The sequence below is a fragment of the Cytobacillus sp. NCCP-133 genome, from assembly GCF_026011715.1.
Classification (GTDB): domain Bacteria; phylum Bacillota; class Bacilli; order Bacillales; family Cytobacillaceae; genus Cytobacillus.
On record NZ_BRVM01000002.1, the window covers coordinates 1 to 23,512 of the forward strand.

The following is a 23,512-nucleotide window of genomic DNA, read 5'->3' on the forward strand; positions in this document are numbered from 1 at the left end:
GAGCTGACTGATACTAATCGATCGAGGACTTAACCAATTGAGCTGGACAACGTATTGGTGAATACTCGGCAACACTTCTTCATGCATTATCTAGTTTTGAGGGAACGAAAAAAATGAAATTTCCTCTTGAAAAATCCTAAAAAGACGATATAATAATACTTGTCTTTGAAAATAGTCTGGTGGCGATAGCGAGAAGGTCACACCCGTTCCCATACCGAACACGGAAGTTAAGCTTCTCAGCGCCGATGGTAGTTGGGGGCTGTCCCCCTGTGAGAGTAGGACGTTGCCGGGCTGTATCATAATACCACTATTCCGCAGTAGCTCAGTGGTAGAGCATTCGGCTGTTAACCGAACGGTCGTAGGTTCGAATCCTACCTGCGGAGCCAAATGGAGAGCTGTCCGAGTGGCCGAAGGAGCACGATTGGAAATCGTGTATACGCTAACCGCGTATCAAGGGTTCAAATCCCTTGCTCTCCGCCATTATAATTTTATAATGGCCCCTTGGTCAAGCGGTTAAGACACCGCCCTTTCACGGCGGTAACACGGGTTCGAATCCCGTAGGGGTCACCATTTTGGAGGATTAGCTCAGCTGGGAGAGCATCTGCCTTACAAGCAGAGGGTCGGCGGTTCGATCCCGTCATCCTCCACCATAATATTGTCGCGGGGTGGAGCAGTCCGGTAGCTCGTCGGGCTCATAACCCGAAGGTCGCAGGTTCAAATCCTGCCCCCGCAATCTGGTCCGGTAGTTCAGTTGGTTAGAATGCCTGCCTGTCACGCAGGAGGTCGCGGGTTCGAGTCCCGTCCGGACCGCCATTTTTTAAATATGGCTCAGTAGCTCAGTCGGTAGAGGATTTATAAAGAATGCAGCTGCGAAGCTCTAACATCACTGAATGGCATGCTTTTAAAATCTGCGACAAAGAACGCAGTACTTTGAAGCACAACGATCTAAGTTTAGGTGTAATAATTTTATGTGGCTCAGTAGCTCAGTCGGTAGAGCAAAGGACTGAAAATCCTTGTGTCGGCGGTTCGATTCCGTCCTGAGCCACCATTGATTAATCATTAAGCCGGTTTAGCTCAATTGGTAGAGCAACTGACTTGTAATCAGTAGGTTGGGGGTTCAAGTCCTCTAGCCGGCACCATTTATCTTATAAAGTAATATACTTATAAGATTGATAAATATATCGGAGGGGTAGCGAAGTGGCTAAACGCGGCGGACTGTAAATCCGCTCCTTCGGGTTCGGCAGTTCGAATCTGCCCCCCTCCACCATTTTAATAGGGGTATAGTTTAATGGTAAAACGAAGGTCTCCAAAACCTTTGATGTGGGTTCGATTCCTACTACCCCTGCCAATATTATGTTGGCGGCTGTGGCGAAGTGGTTAACGCATCGGATTGTGGCTCCGACACTCGTGGGTTCGATTCCCATCAGTCGCCCCAAAATTTTAAAGTAACAGTACGGGTTTATCTATCATATAAATATAACATGAATGATCATTGGGCTATAGCCAAGCGGTAAGGCACCGGACTTTGACTCCGTCACTCGCAGGTTCGAATCCTGCTAGCCCAGCCATTTTGCGGAAGTAGTTCAGTGGTAGAACATCACCTTGCCAAGGTGGGGGTCGCGGGTTCGAATCCCGTCTTCCGCTCCAGAACAATTCTTTAATTTATGGCGGCATAGCCAAGTGGTAAGGCAGAGGTCTGCAAAACCTTTACCACCGGTTCGAATCCGGTTGCCGCCTCCAAAACTTAAATCTTGATACGCTGATATACGCCGGGGTGGCGGAACTGGCAGACGCACAGGACTTAAAATCCTGCGGTAGGTGACTACCGTACCGGTTCGATTCCGGTCCTCGGCACCACAAGATTTACTACATTTTAATATGCCGGTGTGGCGGAATTGGCAGACGCGCACGACTCAAAATCGTGTTCCTTCTGGAGTGTCGGTTCGACCCCGACCACCGGTATCTGAAAAAAACAGTTTCCCTGTTGGGAAACTGTTTTTTTGTTCTTAATGATTAGTGCAGTAAATGTTTGAGGTGGGGGAATAACATACAAAAAAGGGTTAATTCAGGCTATCGAACGATTCAGAGGATGGTTTCGAGTGGGGGTTTGGAGTGTTCGGAACCTGCTTCTGAATTGTAATAGCTAGAGTGATAACTATCTCGTAAAACCTAAAAGATTATCTGTGAGCCTATTTGTTCTAAAAGACAAATAAAATGTGAAAGAGTGATAAATATCATTATTATTTTGTCCATAAATCGGTTAATTTGTGCTGGAAATATAGCAGGAAGATTTTTTGTGGCTTGATACAGATGAAATTCGGGGTTAATAAAAATAATGAAAGCCTTTAGAGGAGATTTATATCCGAGTTCCTGGAGAAGTCGCCTCAGCAGGGATTCGCTTCGCTGCAACTGAAGCAGAGGGTTTTTGACTTCATTAATCGTTGCAGTGTACGATCTATCTTGTTCGATCAAAAAATCACCTTCATAATTCTTTACTTCTATAATTTAAATGCAGTCCTTAGTTATCAAAAGTGAAACTATCTGAAAGATGGTATTACTATAATCAAACAATAATCATTAAAAATTATCCAATCAGCAGGAAATTTCGCCAGCAGCTCATCAAACTGCTTCTCTCCAGAAAACCTTTTTCTTAATTAAGAAAATATCTGTTAACTTTAGGTGGGAGCTGCATTCATCCATTCAAACTTCTAAGTATGTAGCATGATCAACTCTTCTGCTTCTTTTAGAGGTTTTAAAATCATGTTTCACATCCTATATTTAACTTAACTTTATTGTACGAAAAATTTTCCATCCTTACAAACGTTAATACTATGATTCTCAAAGTCTTCCTTTGTTAAGAAGTCAAAATATTGCACCATTTTAGTCAATTTAGTCACCTATATATGAAAGCGTTTTCAAATATAATATAGAAAAGCGCTTGGAATAGTAGAGGGGGCGGTGAAGAGTATTGGAAACAAAGATTCAGTACAAAGAACCAGCGGTAAAGTCAAAAATGAAAACAGTATCTAGGAAAAAAGCGAATTTGAAGAACATCCTAACATACAGTGCTTTTGTAGGGCCGGCGCTGTTATTATTCCTGGTCATTCAGATCATTCCTTTCACCTTGGGGATTTATTATTCGTTTACATCCTGGAATGGGGTTAGTTCTGCAGTTGAGTGGGTGGGTTTTGAAAACTATAGCAAGATTTTTAAGAATGACCCTAAGTTCCTTAACTCGTTTATTTTTACAACAAAGTTTATGTTTGCTTCGGTTATTATTAGTAATTTATTAGGTTTTGGACTTGCTTTACTTTTAAATGCAGCATTAAAATCCAGAAATTTATTGCGGACTGTTTTCTTTATTCCGAATGTAATCGGAGGATTATTGCTGGGATTCATTTGGCAGTTTATTTTTGTAAAGGGGTTTGCAGCGATTGGTAATATTACCGATCTTTCCATGTTTAAGCTGCCTTGGCTTGGGGATGAAGCTACAGCATTCTGGGGCATTGTGATTGTTTTTGCCTGGCAGATCAGCGGTTACATGATGGTCATTTATATTGCGGCACTTCAGGGGGTTGATCAGACACTGATGGAGGCTGCAAGGATTGATGGGGCTTCCAGCTGGACGTTGCTGACCCAAATTATTATCCCGCTTATTTTGCCGGCGTTTACGATTTGTTTCTTTTTAACTATTTCAATGGCATTTAAAATCTTCGACCTGAATATTTCACTAACTGGCGGCGGGCCATTTAATTCAACACAATCAGTTGCAATCAATATCTATCAGGAAGCATTTCAGAATAATCGTTATGGTCTTGGTACGGCGAAGTCCATTTTATTCTTCCTCGTGGTAGCTATTTTTACAACGGTACAGGTTATGATGACGAAGAAAAGAGAGGTTGAGGCATAATGAATCCGAGATATACCAAGGTTACCTTCTTGCTGGAGATCATCGGGATTGTATTAGGAGTCATATTTCTCATTCCTTTCTATTTCGTTCTGATTAACTCCGTAAAAGGCTTTGCGGATATTTTGATTGATGCAGCGGCATGGCCGCAGGAATTTTTATTTTCCAATTACATGAAAGTATGGGATATCATTAATTTCCCGCGGGCATTTTGGAATTCACTTATAATAACGGTAATCAGCAATATTGGACTTGTTGTCATTAGTTCCATGGCTGCCTGGAAGATGGTGAGAACTCCGGGGAAATTCAGCAAGATCCTGTTTGTTCTGTTTGTATCTGCGATGGTCATCCCATTCCAGACCGTTATGATTCCGCTGATGAAGCTGGGTGGCGCATTAAATCTGACAAACAGCATACCTGGTCTCATCATTATGTATTTTGGCTTTGGCGTACCATTATCGCTTTTCCTGTATCACGGTTTTATTAAAACAGTTCCAATCGAGATAGAGGAATCAGCGAGGATTGATGGCTGCAGCCAATTCGGCGTATTCTGGAGAATTGTTTTTCCGCTTCTGAAGCCAATTACAGTAACGGTCATTATTTTAAATACATTATGGATCTGGAATGATTATCTGCTGCCGCTTCTTGTGCTTCAGGATGCAGAACTCAGGACGATTCCTTTGGCCACAAGCTCATTCTTTGCACAATATACAAAGCAGTGGGATATGGGACTGGCTGCCCTTGTTATGGGCATCACCCCGGTCATTATTTTCTTCCTGTTCCTGCAGAGACATATTATTAAAGGTATTGCACAAGGTTCCATTAAGTAGTTATAGAGACTTTTGCGGCCAAAAGCAGGCTGTGAAAGTTTATATAAAAAAAATATTCAGGGGGGAAACAAAATGAAACGCTTTGCTCTATTACTGCTGTCATTGGTTCTAATGGCAGGCATTGTGGCAGGCTGTTCTTCTTCCAGCTCTTCGGGGGATGAAAAGCCTCAGGATGATTCAAAGAATGAAGGAGAAGCCGTAACGCTGAACTTGTTCCAGTTTAAAGTCGAAATTGCCGAACAGCTTCAGGAAATGATTGCTGAATTTGAAAAAGAGCACCCAAATATTAAAGTGAAGCTGGAAACAGTCGGTGGCGGAGCTGATTACGGTGCAGCATTAAAAGCAAAGTTTGCATCTGGCGAACAGCCTGACATTTTTAACAATGGCGGATTTAAGGAACTTGAGCTTTGGAAAGAGCACCTTGCAGATCTTTCAAATGAGCCTTGGGCAAAGCATGTGCTCCCGATTGGCAAAGTTCCGATGACTGATACAGATGGCAAGCTTTACGGCATGCCAGTAAACCTTGAAGGATATGGATTTATTTATAATAAGGATTTATTTGAAGAAGCGGGCATTACCGAGCCTCCTAATACCATTTCTCAACTAAAAGATGCTGCTGAAAAACTAAAAGATAAAGGAATCACGCCATTCTCTGCCGGCTATGGCGAGTGGTGGGTAATAGGGCAGCATCTGTTAAATATTCCATTTGCCCAGCAGGAAGATCCGGTTGCCTTTATTGAGGGTCTATATAGCGGATCTGAAAAGATCACTGGCAATGATAAATTTAAAGAGTTTAAAGAAGTACTTGATACTGAAATTAACTTCGGAAACGAAAATCCGTTAACGACTGACTACAATACCCAAGTGACGCAATTTGCATCCGGGAAAACAGCTATGCTTCAGCAGGGGAACTGGACAGAAAACATGATTCTTGAAATTAACCCTGAGATAAACATGGGCTTTCTTCCAATTCCGATGACTGATGATGAAGCTGCGGCAGACCGTTTGCCAGTAGGTGTTCCGAACAACTGGGTTCTAAACAAAAATTCAGAGCATCTTGAAGAAGCTAAAGTTTTCCTTGACTGGATGGTTTCTTCTGAAACAGGCAAGCGTTATATCACAGAAGAGTTTGCGTTTATCCCTGCATTTGATAATATTGAGCCGACCGGTTTAGGGCCGCTTGGCCAGCGCATTCTTGAGTATTCTAAGGAAGAGAAAACCATTCCTTGGACATGGTTCAGATGGCCGGATGGAGCAAATAAAGAGTTTGCTGCCACAATCCAGGAATACGCTGCAGGTAAAATTGATTACGATACAGTTGTTGAACGCTTTCAGGCATCCTGGGATAATTTGAAATAATTTTGTGAAACAGGAAAGCATGTCTGCGGAAGATATGCTTTCTATTTTATAACCCATTTATCTCGAATATGCTTAACAGCAAAAAGACATCCCCTAAAAGGGAAGTTTCGCTTTATACTATTGTAAAAGACATAGCAGCGGGGGATGTAAATGTTCAAAAGGAGCATTAGAAATAAACTGATTGTTCTATTGATGGCAGCCACGATCGTCCCATTTGGGGCCTCTATTGTCATCACTTATTACCATACAGCGGAATCCCTTAAAGATCAGGTTATTCAGGAAAATAGCAATCTATTATATCAAGGAAAAGTGAATCTGGAGGGCTACATAAATGAGCTGGATGGGTTAACACTATCCCTTTACAATAATCCAGGTTTAATAAACTTTTTAAAAGATCCCCAAAAGGAAAATAATTATCAAGCAGTCGAAGCTGTAAGAAATGTAATTTCTACCATCCTGTATGCTGAAGAAAATATCAAAAGAGTTAATATTGCTGTTGCGAAGGAAGATCGGCTCATAACAGCTTCCCGGCGCTCTACGGTTGTTTTTTCAAAAAAGCTTACAAATACCAATCAGGAATACTACAAAAGAGCCAAAGCAAGTCCAAGCCATATGTATTTGGAGCCGATTCATAAGATAAAGGAGCCGGAGGATAAAAAGCCTAAAAATGTAATTACGATGCACAGATCTTTAATCAATATTCCGTCTAATGATATATTGGCGTATATCTCATTGGAGTTCTCACCGGATCAAATAAACAATATCAGCCGTAACCTTTTTTTGGAAGGTAAGGAAGAATTCTATATTCTCTCTCCAGAAGGTGACCTCGTCTACCGTTCTGCTGATCAAGCTGATGGAGGCATTCAAACGCCTGATTGGATTAATTGGATCATCAGCACGAACAAAGAAAATGGCACAGTTGAATGGAAGGAAGATTCATTCAGCGGTGTAATGGTATACGAAAAATTATCGAAAAATTCTGGCGGATGGTATCTTGTTAAGCGTGTCCCTTATACCACTTTATATGAAAGTGCATTCAGCGTTGCGAAAATCAATATTATGTTTGGTGTTATTGGGCTTTTCCTGGTTATTCTTGCCACTCTATTTATCTCTTTTAGAATTACTTCTCCGATTAGAGTCCTGCTGCATTACATTGATCAGGTTGAAAAGGGAAACCTTAATGTCCACTTTAAATCTTTTGGCAATGATGAGGTTGGCTATTTGGGTGACCGGTTTAAGCAGATGATAGATAAAATTAATGATTTAATTAATCGGGAGTATAAGCTGCAGCTGGAAAACAAGACAAACCAGCTGAAGGTTCTGCAGTCCCAGGTAAATCCGCATTTTTTATACAATGCATTGCAGTCAATCGGAACAGCCGCCTTAAAAAATCAGGGTCCGCAAATTTATTCTTCTGTTACCCGCCTTTCAAAAATTATGAGGTACAGCATGAATATGGAAGAGGATTTGGTGCCTCTTCAAAAAGAGGTTGAACACACCAAAGCCTATCTGCTGCTGCAAAAAGAGCGGTTTGGAGATCAGCTGCAGTTCAATTTTCAGCTTGATGAAAGTGCATTGGGGTTTCCGGTGCCGAAAATGATACTCCAGCCAATAGTGGAGAATTACTTTAAGCATGGCTTTGATGCACGTGAAAAAACAGGAGAAATTAAGATTGCTTGCCGTCAGGATGAATTTTATCTGGATATTTTTATCGAGGATAATGGCACAGGAGTTTCGGAGAGCAGGCTGGAAGAAATCCAAAGGCATTTGATGAATGACCGGATAGGGCAAAAGGGTGAGTTGACGAATATCGGACTGAAAAATATTTACGCCCGGTTAAAACTCTATTATGGCAATCGGGCATACCTGAAGCTTAAGAACCTTGAGCAAGACGGACTGATGATTTCTATAAAACTTCCAAAAAGAATGGAAGGTGGTAAAGATGAAAGCAATTATTGTGGATGATGAGAAACATGTGCGGGAAGGCTTGATGCTGTTAGCAGACTGGAGCCGTTTTGGGATTCATACAATCATGGAGGCTGTTGATGGAAATGAGGCTGTGAAACTAATCAAAGAGCATCGCCCGGAAATCATCTTTACAGACATGAGCATGCCAAAGAGAGATGGCATCAGTCTTTTGAAATGGATTCATTCTGCCGATCTTTCCAGCAAGACGATTGTTGTCAGCGGATATGATGATTTTGACTATATGAGAAATGCCATCTGCTATAAAAGCTTTGATTATATCTTGAAGCCTATCGATCCGGACATATTGAACGAGACTTTAGAGAAAGCCATAAATGAATGGAAACAGCAAAGTCCTCCAGGGGAATGCCAGCAGGAGCATGACGGGGAGATGAATGTGATTCAGCAAATAGAACAGTTTTTGCTGGAAAGCTATAACAAGGAGATTAACCTGCAGGAAATTGCAGACAGATTTTATTTAAGCAGGGAGTACATTTCCAGAAAGTTTAAACAGGAATATCAGGCTACCATCACCGATTTTATAACGAATGTCCGAATGAACAAGGCAAAGGAACTTCTGCAGAACCCAAAACTAAAAATCTATGAAATTGCTTTCCAGGTTGGCTATCAGGATGAAAAGTATTTCAGTAAAGTGTTTAAAAAGACAGAAGGGATTTCCCCAAACGAATATAGAAGTATAAATTGACAGAAGGAGGATTGATCATGATCAACGTGCTGGTATGGAATGAGAATCGACATGAACAAAAGGATGAAAGGGTGAGGGCTGTCTATCCCGATGGCATTCACGGTGCCATTGCGGATTTTTTAAAGGAAGAAGAGTTTAAGGTTAAGACAGCTACATTGGATGAACCAGAACATGGACTTAGTGATGCTGTTTTACAGAAAACAGATGTTTTGGTCTGGTGGGGACATCTCGCGCACGGGGAAGTTGAGGATTCGGCCATTGAAAAAGTAAAACAAAGAGTCTTGGATGGCATGGGGCTGATTGTCCTTCATTCCGGTCATTTCTCAAAGATTTTCAAAGCATTGATGGGTACTTCTTGTGATTTAAAGTGGAGAGAAGCTGATGAAAAGGAACGGATTTGGATTGTTGATCCCAGCCATCCAATTGCAGAGGGAATTGGCGAATATATTGAACTTGAAAAAGAGGAGATGTATGGGGAGCATTTTGATATCCCTGCACCGGATGAACTTTTAATGGTGAGCTGGTTTGAAGGCGGAGAAGTTTTTCGAAGCGGCTGTACATACAGGCGAGGTAAAGGGAAGATCTTTTATTTTCGTCCTGGACATGAGACGTATCCAACTTATTATCAAAAGGACGTGCAGCGGGTTATTAAAAATGCTGTTAAGTGGGCTAAGTCAGCTGATCTTCCCGTACCGGTCTATGGAAATGCGAAACCATTGGAGAGAATCAGAGTGAGTCAAGAAGGAGTGGGAAATTAAAATGAAACAGCTCAAAATGGGGATTATTGGATGCGGAAGTATAGCTAAGCATCGGCATATGCCTGAATATCATGCAAGCAGCGGGGCTGTCATTGCAGCGGTATGTGATATTTATGAAGAGCGTGCAAATGTGTTTGCCGGCTTATACGGGGCGAAGGTGTACACCGATTATAAAGAATTGTTGGCTAATTCAAATATAGATGCTGTGAGTGTCTGTACCCCGAATTATCTGCATGCTCCCATTTCAGTTGCAGCATTAAACGCTGGCAAGCATGTTTTATGTGAAAAACCAATGGCGACCTCTAAGGAAGAAGCACTGAAGATGATTAAAGCAGCCCGTAAAAATGGAAAGAAATTAATGATTGCACATAATCAGCGCTTTGTCCCTTCGCATAAAAAAGCAAAAGAACTGATTGAAAAAGGGAAAGCGGGAAAAATCTATAGTTTCCGTTCAGCTTTTGGACACGGCGGACCTGAAGGCTGGAGTGCAGATGGCAGGGATAGCTGGTTCTTCAAAAAAGGTCAGGCTTTTATTGGCGCCATGGGCGACCTTGGTGTCCATAAAACCGACTTGCTACGCTATTTGCTTGGAGAAGAGTTTACTGAGGTAGGAGCTTTTGTAGAAACAAGTGCCAAGAAAGGTGCTGATGTAGATGATACAGCGGTATGCGTGTTGAAAACAGAAAGCGGTGTGATTGGGACCTTAGCTGCAAGTTGGTCTTATGTGTCAAAAGAAGATAATTCAACTATTATTTATGGAGAAAAAGCCATTTTGAGATTAGAGGATGATCCCCTATACTCACTCATTGTGCAATATGCAAATGGTGAAACAGTGAAGTACGAACTCGGCGGAATCCAGACAAATGAAGAAGGCGGACAAAAGAATTCAGGCGTTATTGACCATTTTGTTGAAAGTATTTTGAATGACCAGGAGCCTGCTATTCCAGGATCAGAGGGAATGAAGTCGCTCCAAGTAATCCTGGCTGCCTTGGAGTCAAGCGAAACAAAGCAAATCGTCAGAGTAAATTGAGGTGCATCAATGAAGAAACTTCGAATCGGGATTATCGGAGCAGGGGGAATCGCTCAGTCCAGACACATGCCCGTTTTATTAAAACTATCGGATAGTGCTTCGGTAACAGCTGTATGCGATGTAAATGAGGAAACAGCAAAAGTGGCTGCAGAGAAGTTTGGAATTAGCAAAGCTTTTACAGATTATAAAGATTTATTAAGAGAAACAGATGCTGTGGTTATTTGTACACCGAATAAGTTTCATGCTGAAATTACGGTTGCTGCAATGGAGGCAGGGCTGCATGTGTTATGTGAGAAGCCAATGGCGATGACAGCAGAAGAATGCAGGAAAATGATTGATGCCAGAGAAAGGTCAAGAAAGGTATTGGCCATTGCTTACCACTACCGCTTTATGAAAGAGGCTCAGGCTGCAAAAAAACTCATTGCAGAAAATGAAATTGGGCTACCATTTGCAGCCAGGGCAAGAGCGATGAGAAGGAGGAAGGTGCCTGGCTGGGGTGTTTTCACCAATAAGGAACTTCAGGGCGGCGGAAGTTTAATTGATTATGGGTGCCACCTGCTTGACCTCTCGCTTTGGCTGCTGGGAAACCCGGAGGAAACCGAGGTTTCAGGGACAGCATACAATACATTAAGCAAAATGCCTGACCAGGTAAATTTATGGGGAAGTTTTGACCATCAATCCTTTAATGTCGATGATCATGTGACAGCTTACATAAAGTTTGCCAATGGCGCATCCCTGCTTTTTGAAACCTCTTGGTCGGCCAATATCGAAAGGGATGAAGAAAGTGTCAGTCTTTCAGGGCAGCATGGGGGCATCGATCTATTTCCATTCAGGCTGAATCAATCCAAACATGGAATGCTGCTGAATGCTTGTTCAGAATGGCTGCCAGGGAATGACGACTATGCTTTTGCACAGGCACGGAATTTTATAAACAGCTGTTTGGGCAGGGAAGAATTTACGGTTAATGCCGAAGAAGCTCTGCAGACAACCAGAATAATTGATGCAATCTATAAAAGCAGTGAAATGGGCAGGAGAGAAAATATATAGAGAACAGGAGGGGATTCATGTGAAGCTTGGTGTATTCACCGTTTTATTTGCTGATAAAAGTTTTGAAGAGATGCTTGCCCATGTAAAAGCTGCAGGGCTAACGGCTGTTGAGATCGGCACGGGTGCTTATCCGGGAAACGCTCACTGCAGCCTGTACGAGCTTTTGGAAAGTAAAGAACTGCGTGATGAATATTTGAATAAGATAGCCTCAAAAGGACTTGAAATTAGCGCATTCAGCAGTCATGGCAATCCAATTTCCCCTGATAAAGCCTTTGCGGAAGAATCGGACCGAATATTATACGAGACGATCAAATTAGCCAGCTTAATGAATGTGCCGGTTGTAAATTGTTTTTCAGGTACCGCAGGAGATGGGGAAGGGGCCAAGCATCCGAACTGGCCGATTGCTCCATGGCCAAACGAATATGGAGAAGTACTCAGATGGCAATGGGAAGAGAAACTTATTCCATACTGGAAGAAAGCCGGCCAATTTGCCAAAGACCATAATGTGAAAATTGGTCTTGAACTGCATGGCGGTTTCCTTGTGCATACCCCTTATACACTTTTGAAATTAAGGGAAGAAACGTGTGACGCCATTGGGGTCAACCTTGACCCAAGCCATTTGTGGTGGCAGGGAATCGATCCTGTGGCAGCTATAAAGATACTGGGAAAAGAAAATGCCATTCATCATTTTCATGCCAAAGATACCTACATTGACCAGGAAAATGTAAATATGTATGGTTTAACGGATATGCAGCCGTATGGAAATGTACAGACTAGAGCGTGGACATTTAGGTCAGTTGGCTGCGGACACAGCCTGCAGGAATGGTCAGATATGATGAGCGCATTGCGTGCATTTGGGTATGATTATGTTGTCAGCATTGAGCATGAAGATCCGCTTATGTCGGTAGAAGAAGGATTCACACGTGCAGTAAAGAATTTGAAATCGATCTTAATCGAAGAGAAGCCATCAGAAATGTGGTGGGTGTAAACATAATTACACGAATAGGCAGAGAGGATTTTAAATCCTCTCCAGTTTTTTCGACAAATTTCTCAAAAGGGGTTGACTATTCAGGCTGAATTTAGTACTATTAAGTAGTTGATTCGACAGGATGATTTTTACTGTTGATAAGAATCGACATATCTTTTTATGATAATTCCATATATGATTCAATATAATTCACAAAACGCGGGTGTAGTTTAGTGGTAAAACCTCAGCCTTCCAAGCTGATGATGAGGGTTCGATTCCCTTCACCCGCTCCATACATAGCCAACGCAGTGTTTCGTTCAAAAAGAACGAGGTATTGCGTTTTTTCATTTTCATGGCTATAAATAATAAAAAAATCGGGCGGTATCAAGACCACTCGATTTTTCTAAACTTTATTAACATCCAATCACTTTAAAGTTTCCTTCGCCTCCATGCACTTGTGTATACATGTTCATTAATGATTCAACCATTTTTTCAGCTTGTCCTGTTTCTAGTAATGGGCGCAAATAAACGATTTGAATAGCATTTTTTGTGTATACTGTTACTGCTGTTCTTTCTGAGTCAACAAATGGACTGCCGAAAGGTCCTTCAGCATCTTCGCTAATGATTAAATTTGCCAGTGAATTAGGTCTTCCATTCAATCCATTATATTTTTCGCCTTCTTTGCCAACTCTGATAGCGAGATCACCGGAAAGCTTATCTGCATCATACACACCAATTGGGATTTGGTATTCCAATGAAAAGAAGTTGTTTATGTCAATGGAGCTATTGACCGGCTGCAGGTAGTTCTGCTTTTTTATTCTGCGGTATAGAGCTTCTGCGGAATGGCGGTAACGATTGGGATCTTTTCCTGCTGTTTTAAATATCTGTCTCCATTCTTTAATGCCATCCAGGTCTGTTACGTTTTTATCCTCCAAATCAAAATAGATAGATTCCTGGAACAGCTGTAGACGGCCTTTTACCATCTGTGGAGACTGCCCGACTTCAATGTTTTTATATGTAATAAAACCTATTTTAAAATGGGGGATTTGTTTGCATAGCTCAGGAGAAATCGCAATTTCCAAGCTTTCCACCTCCAAATTCACTTTAAAATAGTTTATCATAATAAGCAGTGTTTCAATAAATTAACGGCTTTTATATAAATACTTTTTAAGAGAAAGGAGGTCTCGGACATGAATTTTGCTCAATTTAAGCAGGAAGTCATTGAATATAGTAAAACAATTGGCATAGATAAAATCGGTTTTACAACGGCAAGCACTTTTGATGAAATGAAAAACAGGCTGATTCGCCAGCAGGAGCTTCAGTATCAATCTGGCTTTGAAGAGCCTGATATTGAGAAAAGGGTTAATCCCGGACTTCTAATGGACAAGCCGCGGTCAATTATTTCGATTGCACTTGCGTATCCTTCGAAAATGAAAGTGAGAGTTGTCAGCAAAAAAGGCGAAAGAAGAGGGATTTTTTGCCGTGCTTCGTGGGGTAAAGATTATCATCATCTATTGAGGGACCGTCTTCAGAAGCTTGAAGACTTTATTCAAGAAAGGATACCAGAAGCAAACTGCAAATCAATGGTGGATACGGGTGAACTGGTCGATCGAGCAGTGGCACAACGGGCTGGCATCGGCTGGAGCGGGAAAAACTGTTCTATTATTACACCTGAATTTGGATCATATGTATACCTTGGAGAGATGATTACGAATCTTCCTTTTGAACCTGATGAACCGATGGAAGACCAATGCGGCAGCTGCAATAAATGTGTAGACGTGTGTCCGACGGGTGCTTTAATCCAGGGCGGTCAGCTTGATGCACAGAAATGTATTGCCTTTTTAACACTAACCAAAGGCTTCCTTGCAGAACCATACAGAGAAAAACTGGGGAACAGGCTTTATGGCTGTGATACTTGCCAAACGGTTTGCCCAGAGAATAAAGGAAAGGATTTTCTTTTCCATGAAGAGATGGAACCTGACCCGGAAGTAGCCAAGCCGCTTCTAAGGCCTCTCCTATTCATCAGCAACCGTGAATTCAAGGAAAAATTTGGTCCGGTATCAGGCTCGTGGAGAGGGAAAAAGCCAATTCAGCGAAATGCCATCATAGCACTTGCCCATTATAAAGATGTAACGGCTATAGTTGATTTGATAAAAGTCCTGACAACTGATCCGCGTCCTGTTATCCGTGGAACAGCGGCATGGGCATTGGGGAAGATAGGCGGCAGAGAGTCACTTGAGGCAATGGAAAAGGCTCTGGAGATGGAACAAGATGAAGAGGTTCTTTCTGAAATTGAAAAAGGTTTAAGTTATATCGAGCAATGATGAGAAGGTTCTGACCTTCTCTTTTTTTATATGCTTTTTTGTAATGGCAAAAAGCTATCCTCGGAGAAATTGGGTTATAGGCAGATTGAATTTTTTTGTGCTGACAAATTAGCATCTTACTCAAGAGAAGGGAGGAAACGAAGGTATTTATGCGAAAAATTTAAGCAAGGTCCATTCCCTGCCCTCATATGTATTGAGTAGAGAGGAGTGAGATTCGTGAGAGACCAGCTTCAGGAACTGTTAGTAAAAAGAGTGCAGCAGTGCGTTTCCCATTTAAGGAGTTCCATCCATACTTGCCCTAAAATCGAAAGGAAGAAAGAGTGCTTGTCTAAACGCTCGGGTGAGATCGTCAAAGCGCAGGCGACAGGCAAAATTACCAGGATCGGTGATGAGATCGATGGTGTCAAGCCGGTTGAATACAATGTGCACTTCAAATACTTAATTAAACATAAAGGCGTACTTTATATGGAAGAAGAGCTTGAAGAACGCAAAGCAGAATTTTATAAAGGGGTTCTAGTAGAGGATCAGGAAAAAAGTCCTTTTGCATATGCTTGGGAGGAAAAAGAAGAATTATCCCGTGAAAGTGAAGGGGAAGAAGAACGGGTTGAATATAAGTATGACCGGATGAAAGCAGTGCAGTATGCCGAAAAGTGGTGGAACAGCTATAATCCTGCTTATAAGAAATTTGAAGTGGATTGCACCAATTATATTTCTCAGTGTCTTCATGTTGGCGGCGGGCCGATGAGAGGGTATCCCAACCGGGGAAAAGGCTGGTGGATGAGAAATGAAAACTGGAGCTACAGCTGGTCGGTCGCCAACTCGATGCGGTGGTATCTTCCCGGGTCAAATGCAGGATTGAGGGCAAAGGAGGTGTCCAATCCAGACCAGCTCCTGCTGGGGGATGTAATCTGCTATGATTTTCAGGGGGACGGCCGGTTTGACCATACAACCATTGTTACCGGAAAAGATGCTGCAGGAATGCCTCTGGTCAATGCACATACCTATAACAGCAGAATGCGATACTGGGCATATGAAGACTCGACAGCATACACTCCTGCTATTAAGTATAAGTTTTTCAGTATATCTGATGATCGGTAATTTGTCTGGGGATTTCAAAGTGATATAATAACAGCATGCAGTGTGAATAATAGAGGTGAAAATCGTGGGATTGCATGTAGTTTTATATCAGCCAGAAATTCCGGCTAACACAGGTAACATAGCCCGCACTTGCGCGGCAACTGATACAACATTGCATTTAATCCGCCCGCTTGGCTTTTCAACAGATGATAAGATGCTGAAGCGTGCCGGATTAGATTACTGGCAATATGTAAATATCGTTTATCATGACTCACTGGACGATTTCTTTAAAAGCAGCGAAGGCGGTGAATGCTTCTATTTAACGAAGCACGGATCGAAGCCTCATTCTACTTTTGATTACAGTGATGCGGCTGAAGATTATTATTTTATTTTTGGCAAGGAAACGACTGGCCTTCCAAAGGATGTTATTGAAAACAATAAAAACCGAGCTTTAAGAATTCCGATGAATGACAATGTAAGGTCGCTGAACTTATCAAATACAGCAGCTATTCTTATCTACGAAGCGCTGCGCCAGCAGGACTATTTACATTTAAAATAGCCCTATTTAAGGTCTGACTTAGAGTCAGGCCTTTTCCTTTGGAGAAAGCAATTCTTTCTGGGTAAAATGAAAATGAAAAAGGGAAAGGATGAGAAGTAATGAATGAAGTTACTAATTTGCTTATGGCTCATAGTTCAGTGCGCCATTTTGAGGACAAGCCTCTATCCAGTGAGCAGATAGAAGCTATCGTCCTGTCTGCCCAGGCAGCTTCCACTTCAAGCTTTGTGCAGGCCTATTCAATAATCGGAGTGACGGATAAAGAAAAGAAAGCAAAGCTGGCGGAGTTTGCCGGCAATCAAAGGTATGTGGCTGAAAACGGACACTTCTTTGTTTTTTGTGCAGATTTGCATCGCCATGAGGTTATTGGACAAATGGAAAACAAAGATGTGAAGCCTTCCATTGAAAGCACAGAAAAGTTTATGGTTGCGGTTATTGACGCTGCACTGGCAGCACAGAATGCTGCGGTTGCTGCTGAATCCATGGGACTTGGGATATGCTATATCGGCGGAATCAGAAATCATCTCGATGGTGTTTCCGAGCTTTTAAAAACACCGGATCGTGTGATTCCTCTGTTTGGTTTGGCAGTAGGCTACCCTTCCAAAAAGAACGATAAAAAGCCAAGACTTCCCCTTCAGCATATTTACCATGAAAATGAATATATGCAGGAAGAAGAAGCCTATCGCGAAGAACTTATAATGTATAACAGAATCATATCCGAGTATTATGAGGAGCGGACTGACGGCAAACGGATGGACACATGGACTGGCCAAATCGGCGGCATGCTGGAGAAACAGACAAGGATGTATATGAAGGGTTTTGTTCAAGGGAAGAAGATGGATTTAAGATAATTTTTAATATAATAAGGCTGTTTTCGCAAAGGGTGTTGCTTACAAACTAATTTTACTAACTGAGTTGATTGGAGAGGAAGGCACTTGATCCTCGAAAATGCTGACGCATTTCCTTCGTGCGTGTTCATTCGAGGAAGCTTATTCGATGTCCTGCGGGAGGAGTGGGTGCGGGAGACCCCACAGGCGTGAAACGCCGAGGAGGCTTCCGTTCCTCCCCGCGGAAAGCAAGTGACTGGAGCGGAAATCAACGGGCAAGCTTTATAGTCCAAAAACAACAATCTATACGAAAAGAGCCTATAATAAAAAGAAAAAAGCTGCTGATAGTTCAGCAGCTTATTTGTTGCTTACGCCTGGTTTGTCATCATAACCGGCAGTGAAAATAGCAGCTAGGAAAGTAACCATTACAGCGATAATAATAATTGTACCCATGTGTATGTAATCCTCCTTTAATGTGTATGTCTATAGGTAATCATAATAAGCTTATTATAGCCCAAAAAAGAAAAGCTGTGAATGAAAAGTGTGCAGTTTTTTTCAGCTTGGCTGATACAATAGATTACAAAACAAACCCGAGGGTCTGGCCCTCTCCTTTAACTTCCCCATTAATAGTACAAACAAACTCTCAACAGATTTACGCATGTTCAATTGCCGGGGTGCATAGAGTATATTAATCGTCTCTGATAATGCGACAGGGGGAGGTCCTTATGGATATTCTAAAAAAAATTGAGATGTTTCGACATGAAGAGGAAAAGCTTAAATGGGAAGGGACTTTTGGAGAGTATCTAGAAATTGTTAAAGAGAAGCCATGGGTTGCCCAGTCAGCACATTCTCGGGTATATAGCATGATCAAAGATGCAGGTGTGGAAGAAGTGAAGGGGCAAAAAAGATATCAGTTTTTCAGCAATCAGCTGTTTGGACTTGAAGAAGCACTTGAAAGGCTTGTAGAGGAATATTTCCATCCAGCAGCTAAACGCCTGGATGTCCGAAAAAGGATTCTTTTACTAATGGGGCCGGTCAGCGGCGGTAAATCAACATTAGTGACGATGTTAAAAAGAGGTTTGGAACAATATTCCCATAGTGATAGGGGAGCGGTCTATGCCATTAAGGGATGCCCGATGCATGAAGACCCGCTTCATTTAATCCCGCATCATCTCCGCAAAGATTTTTATGATGAGTATGGAATTAGAATTGAAGGGAATTTATCGCCACTAAATAGTATGAGGCTAGAACAGGAGTATGGCGGCCGCATTGAAGATGTTTTGGTTGAAAGAGTTATTTTTTCTGAGGACCGAAGGGTGGGAATTGGAACGTTCAGCCCTTCAGATCCAAAGTCTCAGGATATTGCTGATCTGACAGGAAGCATTGACTTTTCAACCATTGCTGAATATGGTTCTGAATCAGATCCGCGCGCCTATCGTTTCGATGGGGAACTGAATAAAGCAAACCGCGGAATGATGGAATTCCAGGAAATGCTGAAGTGTGATGAGAAGTTTTTATGGCATTTACTTTCCCTAACACAGGAAGGCAACTTTAAAGCTGGACGTTTCGCCTTGATTTCTGCAGATGAATTTGTGGTAACTTGATAACTACTAAAAGTATATTTAAAAGAACTCCCCTTTATGACAAAGAGGAGTTAAAAAATATCTTAGGGTTAAACATAACATTTAGATCGAATGTTCCCTTTCCCGTTTTAGTGAGAACAATGTAATCAAAAATTCCACGAAGTAATTCATTCTTCTCTGTTTTATTTAATTCTTCATTTTTATAAACCTCAAGCAAGTCTTTTATTCCAGTCTGGATATCTTCAATGTTTATTTCCTCAATACGATCTTTTTCTAAATCGGCTTGTATTTCTTCTAATAGGGTTTGTTTTTCATCCATTTGGTTTAAAACTTTTTCTTTAAGTCTATCGTAATCTTCCTTATTAAGTTCACCTTCTGCTCTCATTAATTGAATACCATCTAATTGTTTTTTAGACCTTGTTAATTCTTCCTTTAGTTTTTCAATTTGGTCTTCTGGATTAATCTTACTAGCATTAAGTTTATCAAAATCAATTAGTTCTTGGAGCCTTTCCTTCAATCTGTCTTGGTCAACCTCAATAACTTCACTTAGAAGTAACTGAATAATAGACTTTTCAATATCCCAGTATTTTATATATACAGCACAAGGTAAGCACATCATAAATTCTTTTTTATAAATACTTTTCGTTCCGTCCTTCTTTGTGTAATGTTGTGTACTGTATTGTCTAACCATTTTCTTTCCACAAGAAGAACAGATTATTAAACCAGCCAATACATTAGGTTCAAATTCGAGTTTGACAGATGGTTTATTCCTATTTTCTACCAGTTGCTCCTGTGCAGTCTGCCATATTTCACTGGTGACTATTGGTTCGAAGCAATCTGGAACAATAATTTGCTCTTCTGGAGGGACATCATGAATTTCACCATATTTCTTCTCTGTCATATGATACCTATACTCGCCTTTATACACTGGGTTAGAGAGGATAGTTCGAATTACTTTTGGAGACCAATACTGTTTTCCTGTTTTGGTAGGTATGTTTTCTTTTCTTAAGATAGTACTTATCCCGTTATATCCTATTTTATCAATTACATAATGGTAGTATATCTTCTTTACAATAGGTGCTTGTTCATCATTAGGTATTAACTTTTGGGTATAACTGTCAAAGTCATAACCATAAGGAACGGCCTGACTACCTCCCATAAATCGCCCTTGACGAGCATATGAGTATTTCGCCTCCTTCATTCTTTGTTTAATCATATCTAATTCTAGATTACCCATAAACATATAGAACTTCAGGATTTGAACATGATGACTATTTAGTGGATCATACACTTGATATGGGGTAATAATATAGATGCATTTTCTTTGGAGTAATTTTAAAACCATACCCATTTGGTCTGGATCTCCACGTCCTAAACGGCTAATATCTTTAACTGCAATAGCAGCCTTTCTACTTCCTACATTCTTAAGTTCCTCCAAAAGAGACGAAAATCTAGGACGACTTGCTATTTCGTCTCCTCCTGATTGAATCTCCTCCCTCATAGAGTAAGGGATACCTTCTTCTTCTTGTATTTCTTTTAACATACCACCAATTAATTCTCTTTGTGCTGCTAGAGTATCTTGGTTTGTCTTCTTCTCACGGAGCATATCTTGACGGGAACGACGAATATATCCATAGATAAACTCAATAGTTTGTGGAATCTCCCTCTTCATATTATTCTCCTTTTTTAGTAGATGTTATATATCTAGTATACTACTAAAAACATAACTGTAGTACATACCAAAAAGAAGAAAATCACAGTAATAATCGGCTTTATATATACTCTCAAATCGTTGTTATAGGAGGTTTAGGGTATTCATATGAGGGAACAAAAAAAGACATAGCAGAGGCTATATCTTATCAATGTATTTTATTTCGAATTGTTCGGCTCTTGATAATTGGATTATCAACGCTTTATCAAATTCATTATCAATATCTTTATTTATGTAGATCATGTCAATTTCAGAAAGTGGAGAATTAAGTAATTCCATTAGTTCCGTACCTTCATTATAAATATCCAGAAATACCCCTTTTATAATATGGTGGGTCTCTAAAAATTGTATCAATTCATTGACACGGAGAACTGCCTGTTCGGTACTCTCGCCTTGCTCACAATTGTAGTAAATAACTACATTTGCCACTTGTTTCACCTCGTCCCAGAGGGTATTGTAAAAAAGTAACTTTAATATTATAACATGTTATTCAACAAATTAACTATAAACTTTGCTATAATTACACTAGGACAAGTGTTCGGGGAGGTAGACAACTTTGTTATATCGTTTTATAGATTTATTCGCAGGTATCGGGGGCATAAGAACAGCCTTTGAGCCTTACGGGGAGTGTGTTTTTTCTTGTGAATGGGACTTAAAAGCACAAGAAACATATTTCGCTAATTTTGGCGAAAAACCAGTTGGCGATATCCGTGCAGTAGACGAAAAAGAAATACCTGACCACAACATATTGCTGGCAGGTTTCCCATGTCAGCCGTTTAGTATTGCAGGAGTAAGTAAGAAGAATAGTTTAGGAAGAGAACACGGTTTCCTTGATGAAACACAAGGGACTTTATTCTTTGATATTGCACGTATTATCAAAGAGAAGCAGCCAGAGGCTTTCTTATTAGAGAATGTTAAGAACCTAAAAAGTCATGATAAAGGTAAAACATTTAAAGTAATAAAGAATGTATTAGAAGAATTAGGTTATACGGTATATACGGAGGTTCTAAATGCCAAAGGTCTTGTGCCTCAAAATAGAGAACGTATCTATATTGTAGGCTTTAAGAAACCATTGAAGTTTGAGTTTCCAGAAATACCTAAAGAGGGTCCACCGTTGAGATCTATCCTTGAAGAAGAGGTTGATGATGTATTTACATTGTCAGATAAGTTATGGCAGTACTTACAGGATTATAAAGAAAAACATAGCAAGAAGGGTAATGGTTTTGGCTTTGGTTTAGCAGATTTAGATTCATATTCTAGAACGTTGTCTGCTCGTTACTATAAAGATGGTAGTGAGATTCTAATTCCTCAAGGTGAAGGAAAAAATCCAAGAAGATTGACCCCTAGAGAATGTGCACGCTTGCAGGGATTTCCAGAAACGTTTAAGATTGTAGTATCGAGAACCGCTGCTTGGAAGCAGTTTGGAAATTCAGTAGCAGTTCCTGTCGTTTCTTTGATTGCTGAGCGAATGGTTCAAGCACTCGAACGAAACGAACTACTACCACTGGAAGAGGGTCAATTGGAGTATGCAACAGTCGGAAAAATTAACTAGTTTAATAGAGGCGACCAGTAGGACTGGTCGCTTTTATTGTAAGTTCATCACCGCAAATGATGCAGATTTAACAGGAGCCCACCAAGTGGGACTGCATATTGCTAAACCGGCATGGAATATCTTCTTTGAAGAGGAAGGGGTTAAAGGGGAAAATAAAGATAAGTATGTAAAAATACATATTGACGGTTACTATCCTTTTGAGAGCCGCGCAATCTATTACGGAAGAGGAACAAGGAACGAATATAGATTAACTCGTTTCTGGTCTAATTCACCTTTTGACAAAACAGAGCAAGTCGGAAATCTTATTGTATTTTTGCCAATGTCTGAAGAGGATTTCAAAGTATATATCCTAGATACAGACGAAGAGATTGAAGACTTTACTGACCACTTTTCATTAAACTTAATGAACAACAATGCAGTCTATGATGGTGGGAGAGTTTCAGATATTGACCTCTCAAGAAGGTTAGAAGAGGAAATAGAATATGCAGTATCACAGTTTGATGATTTTCCTATGACTGCTGATATGGCAGATCTTGCACGAAGAATACACCATGAAGTTTATAGAAGGAAACCATTCACACCTGACCTAATTTTACTTGAATGGGTAAAAACTGAATACATTACATTTAAAGCATTAGAAAGAAATCTATATCAAGAGTATTTAACAACACCATTCGGAGAAGTAGATCCGCTTGTTGCTGTAGCCAATACTATCTTAAATAGAAGAAAAAGCAGAGCAGGTAAATCATTAGAGCATCATGTTGATTACTTATTTTCTTCTTTTAATCTACCATTCTCACATCCCGGTAGGAGTGAGGGAAATAAGAAACCAGACTTCTTACTCCCTTCTAATAGAGCCTATGCAGATATGACCTTCCCTGAAACAGATTTAATCTTTTTAGGAGCAAAGACAACCTGCAAAGATAGATGGCGTCAGATTCTAAATGAGGCAAACAGAATACCAGAAAAGCACTTGCTAACACTACAACAAGGGATATCCCCGAACCAGTTGGACGAAATGGAAGAGGAAAGAGTAACACTAGTTGTACCTAAGCCTTACCATTCACTTTATCCAGAGCAATATAGAGATCGCTTATGGACGGTTGAAAAGTTCATTGGATATGCTGAAGAAAAATACTCAATCTAAGGACCCGCTTGGGTCTTTTTTTTATGTCCCGTTCCTTATTTACACCTATATCGTCCCATGCTTAATGTGTTTTTCTATTCATGATATAAAGGTAAAGAGAACAACGAACATGCTATGGAGAGGAGAATACTCCTCTCTAAAATATTTTTTCATTTTCTTCATTTTT

General features: G+C 40.7%; 19 protein-coding genes, 17 tRNA genes, 1 rRNA gene and 1 pseudogene. 34 read left to right on the plus strand and 4 right to left on the minus strand.

All coding sequences use genetic code 11. The annotated features are described in order from the left end of the window. Positions 1-175 precede the first annotated feature (175 nt). The 17 genes from rrf (at position 176) to NCCP133_RS04005 (ending at position 1,962) form a co-directional block, all read left to right on the plus strand. A 5S ribosomal RNA gene (gene rrf / locus NCCP133_RS03925) occupies positions 176-292 on the plus strand. A gap of 19 nt (positions 293-311) precedes the next feature. Beyond that, a tRNA-Asn gene (locus NCCP133_RS03930) sits at positions 312-386 on the plus strand. A 3-nt stretch (positions 387-389) separates the two neighbouring features. Then, positions 390-480: transfer RNA gene (locus NCCP133_RS03935), tRNA-Ser, on the plus strand. A 15-nt stretch (positions 481-495) separates the two neighbouring features. Beyond that, positions 496-570: transfer RNA gene (locus tag NCCP133_RS03940), tRNA-Glu, on the plus strand. 4 nt (positions 571-574) lie between these two features. Further along, positions 575-650 (plus strand) — tRNA-Val (locus NCCP133_RS03945). A 9-nt stretch (positions 651-659) separates the two neighbouring features. After that, positions 660-733, plus strand: a tRNA-Met gene (locus NCCP133_RS03950). 3 nt (positions 734-736) lie between these two features. After that, a tRNA-Asp gene (locus NCCP133_RS03955) sits at positions 737-813 on the plus strand. Between the two features lie 159 nt (positions 814-972). Further along, a tRNA-Phe gene (locus NCCP133_RS03960) sits at positions 973-1,048 on the plus strand. Positions 1,049-1,063: 15 nt separating this feature from the next. After that, positions 1,064-1,139 (plus strand) — tRNA-Thr (locus NCCP133_RS03965). A gap of 44 nt (positions 1,140-1,183) precedes the next feature. Beyond that, positions 1,184-1,267 (plus strand) — tRNA-Tyr (locus tag NCCP133_RS03970). 7 nt (positions 1,268-1,274) lie between these two features. Next, positions 1,275-1,348: transfer RNA gene (locus NCCP133_RS03975), tRNA-Trp, on the plus strand. A gap of 11 nt (positions 1,349-1,359) precedes the next feature. Then, positions 1,360-1,435: transfer RNA gene (locus tag NCCP133_RS03980), tRNA-His, on the plus strand. A 58-nt stretch (positions 1,436-1,493) separates the two neighbouring features. Then, positions 1,494-1,568: transfer RNA gene (locus NCCP133_RS03985), tRNA-Gln, on the plus strand. 4 nt (positions 1,569-1,572) lie between these two features. Beyond that, positions 1,573-1,647, plus strand: a tRNA-Gly gene (locus tag NCCP133_RS03990). A 19-nt stretch (positions 1,648-1,666) separates the two neighbouring features. Next, positions 1,667-1,740 (plus strand) — tRNA-Cys (locus tag NCCP133_RS03995). Between the two features lie 28 nt (positions 1,741-1,768). Then, positions 1,769-1,857 (plus strand) — tRNA-Leu (locus tag NCCP133_RS04000). Between the two features lie 23 nt (positions 1,858-1,880). Continuing rightward, positions 1,881-1,962, plus strand: a tRNA-Leu gene (locus NCCP133_RS04005). Positions 1,963-2,169: 207 nt separating this feature from the next. Here NCCP133_RS04005 and NCCP133_RS21950 read toward each other — a convergent pair. Beyond that, positions 2,170-2,472 (minus strand): hypothetical protein, encoded by a 303-nt coding sequence (locus tag NCCP133_RS21950; RefSeq protein ID WP_442874236.1) that lies wholly within the window; start codon positions 2,470-2,472, stop codon positions 2,170-2,172. Between the two features lie 541 nt (positions 2,473-3,013). Here NCCP133_RS21950 and NCCP133_RS04010 point away from each other — a divergent pair. The 10 genes from NCCP133_RS04010 to NCCP133_RS04055 all read left to right on the plus strand — a co-directional run bounded on the left by NCCP133_RS04010 (position 3,014) and on the right by NCCP133_RS04055 (position 12,862). Further along, on the plus strand, positions 3,014-3,910 hold the full coding sequence (locus NCCP133_RS04010; RefSeq protein ID WP_264803970.1) for a carbohydrate ABC transporter permease: 897 nt from the start codon (positions 3,014-3,016) through the stop codon (positions 3,908-3,910). After that, complete coding sequence (locus NCCP133_RS04015) at positions 3,910-4,737, plus strand: carbohydrate ABC transporter permease (RefSeq protein ID WP_264803656.1); 828 nt, start codon at positions 3,910-3,912, stop codon at positions 4,735-4,737. The genes NCCP133_RS04010 and NCCP133_RS04015 overlap by 1 nt, the downstream gene beginning before the upstream one ends. A gap of 72 nt (positions 4,738-4,809) precedes the next feature. After that, positions 4,810-6,096 (plus strand): ABC transporter substrate-binding protein, encoded by a 1,287-nt coding sequence (locus NCCP133_RS04020; RefSeq protein WP_264803657.1) that lies wholly within the window; start codon positions 4,810-4,812, stop codon positions 6,094-6,096. A gap of 150 nt (positions 6,097-6,246) precedes the next feature. Then, the gene (locus NCCP133_RS04025) at positions 6,247-8,061 is read left to right on the plus strand and encodes a cache domain-containing sensor histidine kinase (RefSeq protein WP_264803658.1); all 1,815 of its coding nucleotides are present in this window, start codon (positions 6,247-6,249) and stop codon (positions 8,059-8,061) included. After that, a complete protein-coding gene (locus NCCP133_RS04030) occupies positions 8,039-8,767 on the plus strand; it encodes a response regulator transcription factor (RefSeq protein ID WP_264803659.1) in 729 nt (242 codons plus the stop codon). Before NCCP133_RS04025 ends, NCCP133_RS04030 begins: the two co-directional genes overlap by 23 nt. Positions 8,768-8,784: 17 nt before the next feature. Next, the gene (locus tag NCCP133_RS04035) at positions 8,785-9,525 is read left to right on the plus strand and encodes a ThuA domain-containing protein (RefSeq protein WP_264803660.1); all 741 of its coding nucleotides are present in this window, start codon (positions 8,785-8,787) and stop codon (positions 9,523-9,525) included. Between the two features lies 1 nt (position 9,526). Next, positions 9,527-10,555 (plus strand): Gfo/Idh/MocA family protein, encoded by a 1,029-nt coding sequence (locus NCCP133_RS04040; protein ID WP_264803661.1) that lies wholly within the window; start codon positions 9,527-9,529, stop codon positions 10,553-10,555. 9 nt (positions 10,556-10,564) lie between these two features. Then, complete coding sequence (locus NCCP133_RS04045) at positions 10,565-11,602, plus strand: Gfo/Idh/MocA family protein (RefSeq protein WP_264803662.1); 1,038 nt, start codon at positions 10,565-10,567, stop codon at positions 11,600-11,602. 19 nt (positions 11,603-11,621) lie between these two features. Beyond that, on the plus strand, positions 11,622-12,590 hold the full coding sequence (locus NCCP133_RS04050) for a sugar phosphate isomerase/epimerase family protein (RefSeq protein ID WP_264803663.1): 969 nt from the start codon (positions 11,622-11,624) through the stop codon (positions 12,588-12,590). A 198-nt stretch (positions 12,591-12,788) separates the two neighbouring features. After that, a tRNA-Gly gene (locus NCCP133_RS04055) sits at positions 12,789-12,862 on the plus strand. 120 nt (positions 12,863-12,982) lie between these two features. On the opposite strand, the gene NCCP133_RS04060 is transcribed toward NCCP133_RS04055, so the two are convergent. Continuing rightward, a complete protein-coding gene (locus NCCP133_RS04060; protein ID WP_264803664.1) occupies positions 12,983-13,651 on the minus strand; it encodes a B3/B4 domain-containing protein in 669 nt (222 codons plus the stop codon). A gap of 108 nt (positions 13,652-13,759) precedes the next feature. Between NCCP133_RS04060 and queG the strand changes: the two genes are divergently transcribed. The 5 genes and pseudogenes from queG to NCCP133_RS04085 all read left to right on the plus strand — a co-directional run. Continuing rightward, a complete protein-coding gene (gene queG, locus NCCP133_RS04065; protein ID WP_264803665.1) occupies positions 13,760-14,893 on the plus strand; it encodes a tRNA epoxyqueuosine(34) reductase QueG in 1,134 nt (377 codons plus the stop codon). A gap of 216 nt (positions 14,894-15,109) precedes the next feature. Then, a complete protein-coding gene (locus NCCP133_RS04070) occupies positions 15,110-15,991 on the plus strand; it encodes an amidase domain-containing protein (protein WP_264803666.1) in 882 nt (293 codons plus the stop codon). A gap of 55 nt (positions 15,992-16,046) precedes the next feature. Beyond that, positions 16,047-16,529, plus strand: a complete 483-nt coding sequence (gene trmL / locus NCCP133_RS04075; protein ID WP_264803667.1) for a tRNA (uridine(34)/cytosine(34)/5-carboxymethylaminomethyluridine(34)-2'-O)-methyltransferase TrmL — start codon at positions 16,047-16,049, stop codon at positions 16,527-16,529. 98 nt (positions 16,530-16,627) lie between these two features. Beyond that, positions 16,628-17,377: an oxygen-insensitive NADPH nitroreductase gene (gene nfsA / locus NCCP133_RS04080; RefSeq protein ID WP_264803668.1), complete on the plus strand. Its 750-nt coding sequence runs from the start codon at positions 16,628-16,630 to the stop codon at positions 17,375-17,377. 701 nt (positions 17,378-18,078) lie between these two features. Then, a pseudogene (locus NCCP133_RS04085) lies at positions 18,079-18,951 on the plus strand (protein prkA); the annotation flags it as partial. A gap of 40 nt (positions 18,952-18,991) precedes the next feature. Here the strand turns inward: NCCP133_RS04085 and NCCP133_RS04090 are convergent. Further along, entirely contained in the window at positions 18,992-20,608 is a 1,617-nt protein-coding gene (locus tag NCCP133_RS04090) for a recombinase family protein (RefSeq protein ID WP_264803669.1), read from the minus strand. Positions 20,609-20,785: 177 nt separating this feature from the next. Further along, on the minus strand, positions 20,786-21,076 hold the full coding sequence (locus tag NCCP133_RS04095; RefSeq protein ID WP_264803670.1) for a hypothetical protein: 291 nt from the start codon (positions 21,074-21,076) through the stop codon (positions 20,786-20,788). A gap of 127 nt (positions 21,077-21,203) precedes the next feature. On the opposite strand from NCCP133_RS04095, the gene dcm reads away from it, so the two are divergent. Together dcm and NCCP133_RS04105 are read left to right on the plus strand one after the other, a co-directional pair. Beyond that, positions 21,204-22,199: a DNA (cytosine-5-)-methyltransferase gene (dcm, locus tag NCCP133_RS04100; protein ID WP_264803671.1), complete on the plus strand. Its 996-nt coding sequence runs from the start codon at positions 21,204-21,206 to the stop codon at positions 22,197-22,199. Next, positions 22,174-23,346 carry a type II restriction endonuclease gene (locus NCCP133_RS04105; RefSeq protein ID WP_264803672.1) on the plus strand — a complete coding sequence of 391 codons (1,173 nt, stop codon included), beginning with the start codon at positions 22,174-22,176 and terminating at the stop codon, positions 23,344-23,346. Before dcm ends, NCCP133_RS04105 begins: the two co-directional genes overlap by 26 nt. Positions 23,347-23,512 lie beyond the last annotated feature (166 nt).

What these genes read in the sequence shown, in the direction of transcription:
- NCCP133_RS04010 (WP_264803970.1), top strand. Translation starts at nt 3,014, where the DNA reads ATGAAAACAGTATCTAGGAAAAAAGCGAATTTGAAGAACATCCTAACA.
- NCCP133_RS04015 (WP_264803656.1), top strand. Translation starts at nt 3,910, where the DNA reads ATGAATCCGAGATATACCAAGGTTACCTTCTTGCTGGAGATCATCGGG.
- NCCP133_RS04020 (WP_264803657.1), top strand. Translation starts at nt 4,810, where the DNA reads ATGAAACGCTTTGCTCTATTACTGCTGTCATTGGTTCTAATGGCAGGC.
- NCCP133_RS04025 (WP_264803658.1), top strand. Translation starts at nt 6,247, where the DNA reads ATGTTCAAAAGGAGCATTAGAAATAAACTGATTGTTCTATTGATGGCA.
- NCCP133_RS04030 (WP_264803659.1), top strand. Translation starts at nt 8,039, where the DNA reads ATGAAAGCAATTATTGTGGATGATGAGAAACATGTGCGGGAAGGCTTG.
- NCCP133_RS04035 (WP_264803660.1), top strand. Translation starts at nt 8,785, where the DNA reads ATGATCAACGTGCTGGTATGGAATGAGAATCGACATGAACAAAAGGAT.
- NCCP133_RS04040 (WP_264803661.1), top strand. Translation starts at nt 9,527, where the DNA reads ATGAAACAGCTCAAAATGGGGATTATTGGATGCGGAAGTATAGCTAAG.
- NCCP133_RS04045 (WP_264803662.1), top strand. Translation starts at nt 10,565, where the DNA reads ATGAAGAAACTTCGAATCGGGATTATCGGAGCAGGGGGAATCGCTCAG.
- queG (WP_264803665.1), top strand. Translation starts at nt 13,760, where the DNA reads ATGAATTTTGCTCAATTTAAGCAGGAAGTCATTGAATATAGTAAAACA.
- nfsA (WP_264803668.1), top strand. Translation starts at nt 16,628, where the DNA reads ATGAATGAAGTTACTAATTTGCTTATGGCTCATAGTTCAGTGCGCCAT.
- NCCP133_RS04090 (WP_264803669.1), bottom strand. Translation starts at nt 20,608, where the DNA reads ATGAAGAGGGAGATTCCACAAACTATTGAGTTTATCTATGGATATATT.
- NCCP133_RS04105 (WP_264803672.1), top strand. Translation starts at nt 22,174, where the DNA reads ATGCAACAGTCGGAAAAATTAACTAGTTTAATAGAGGCGACCAGTAGG.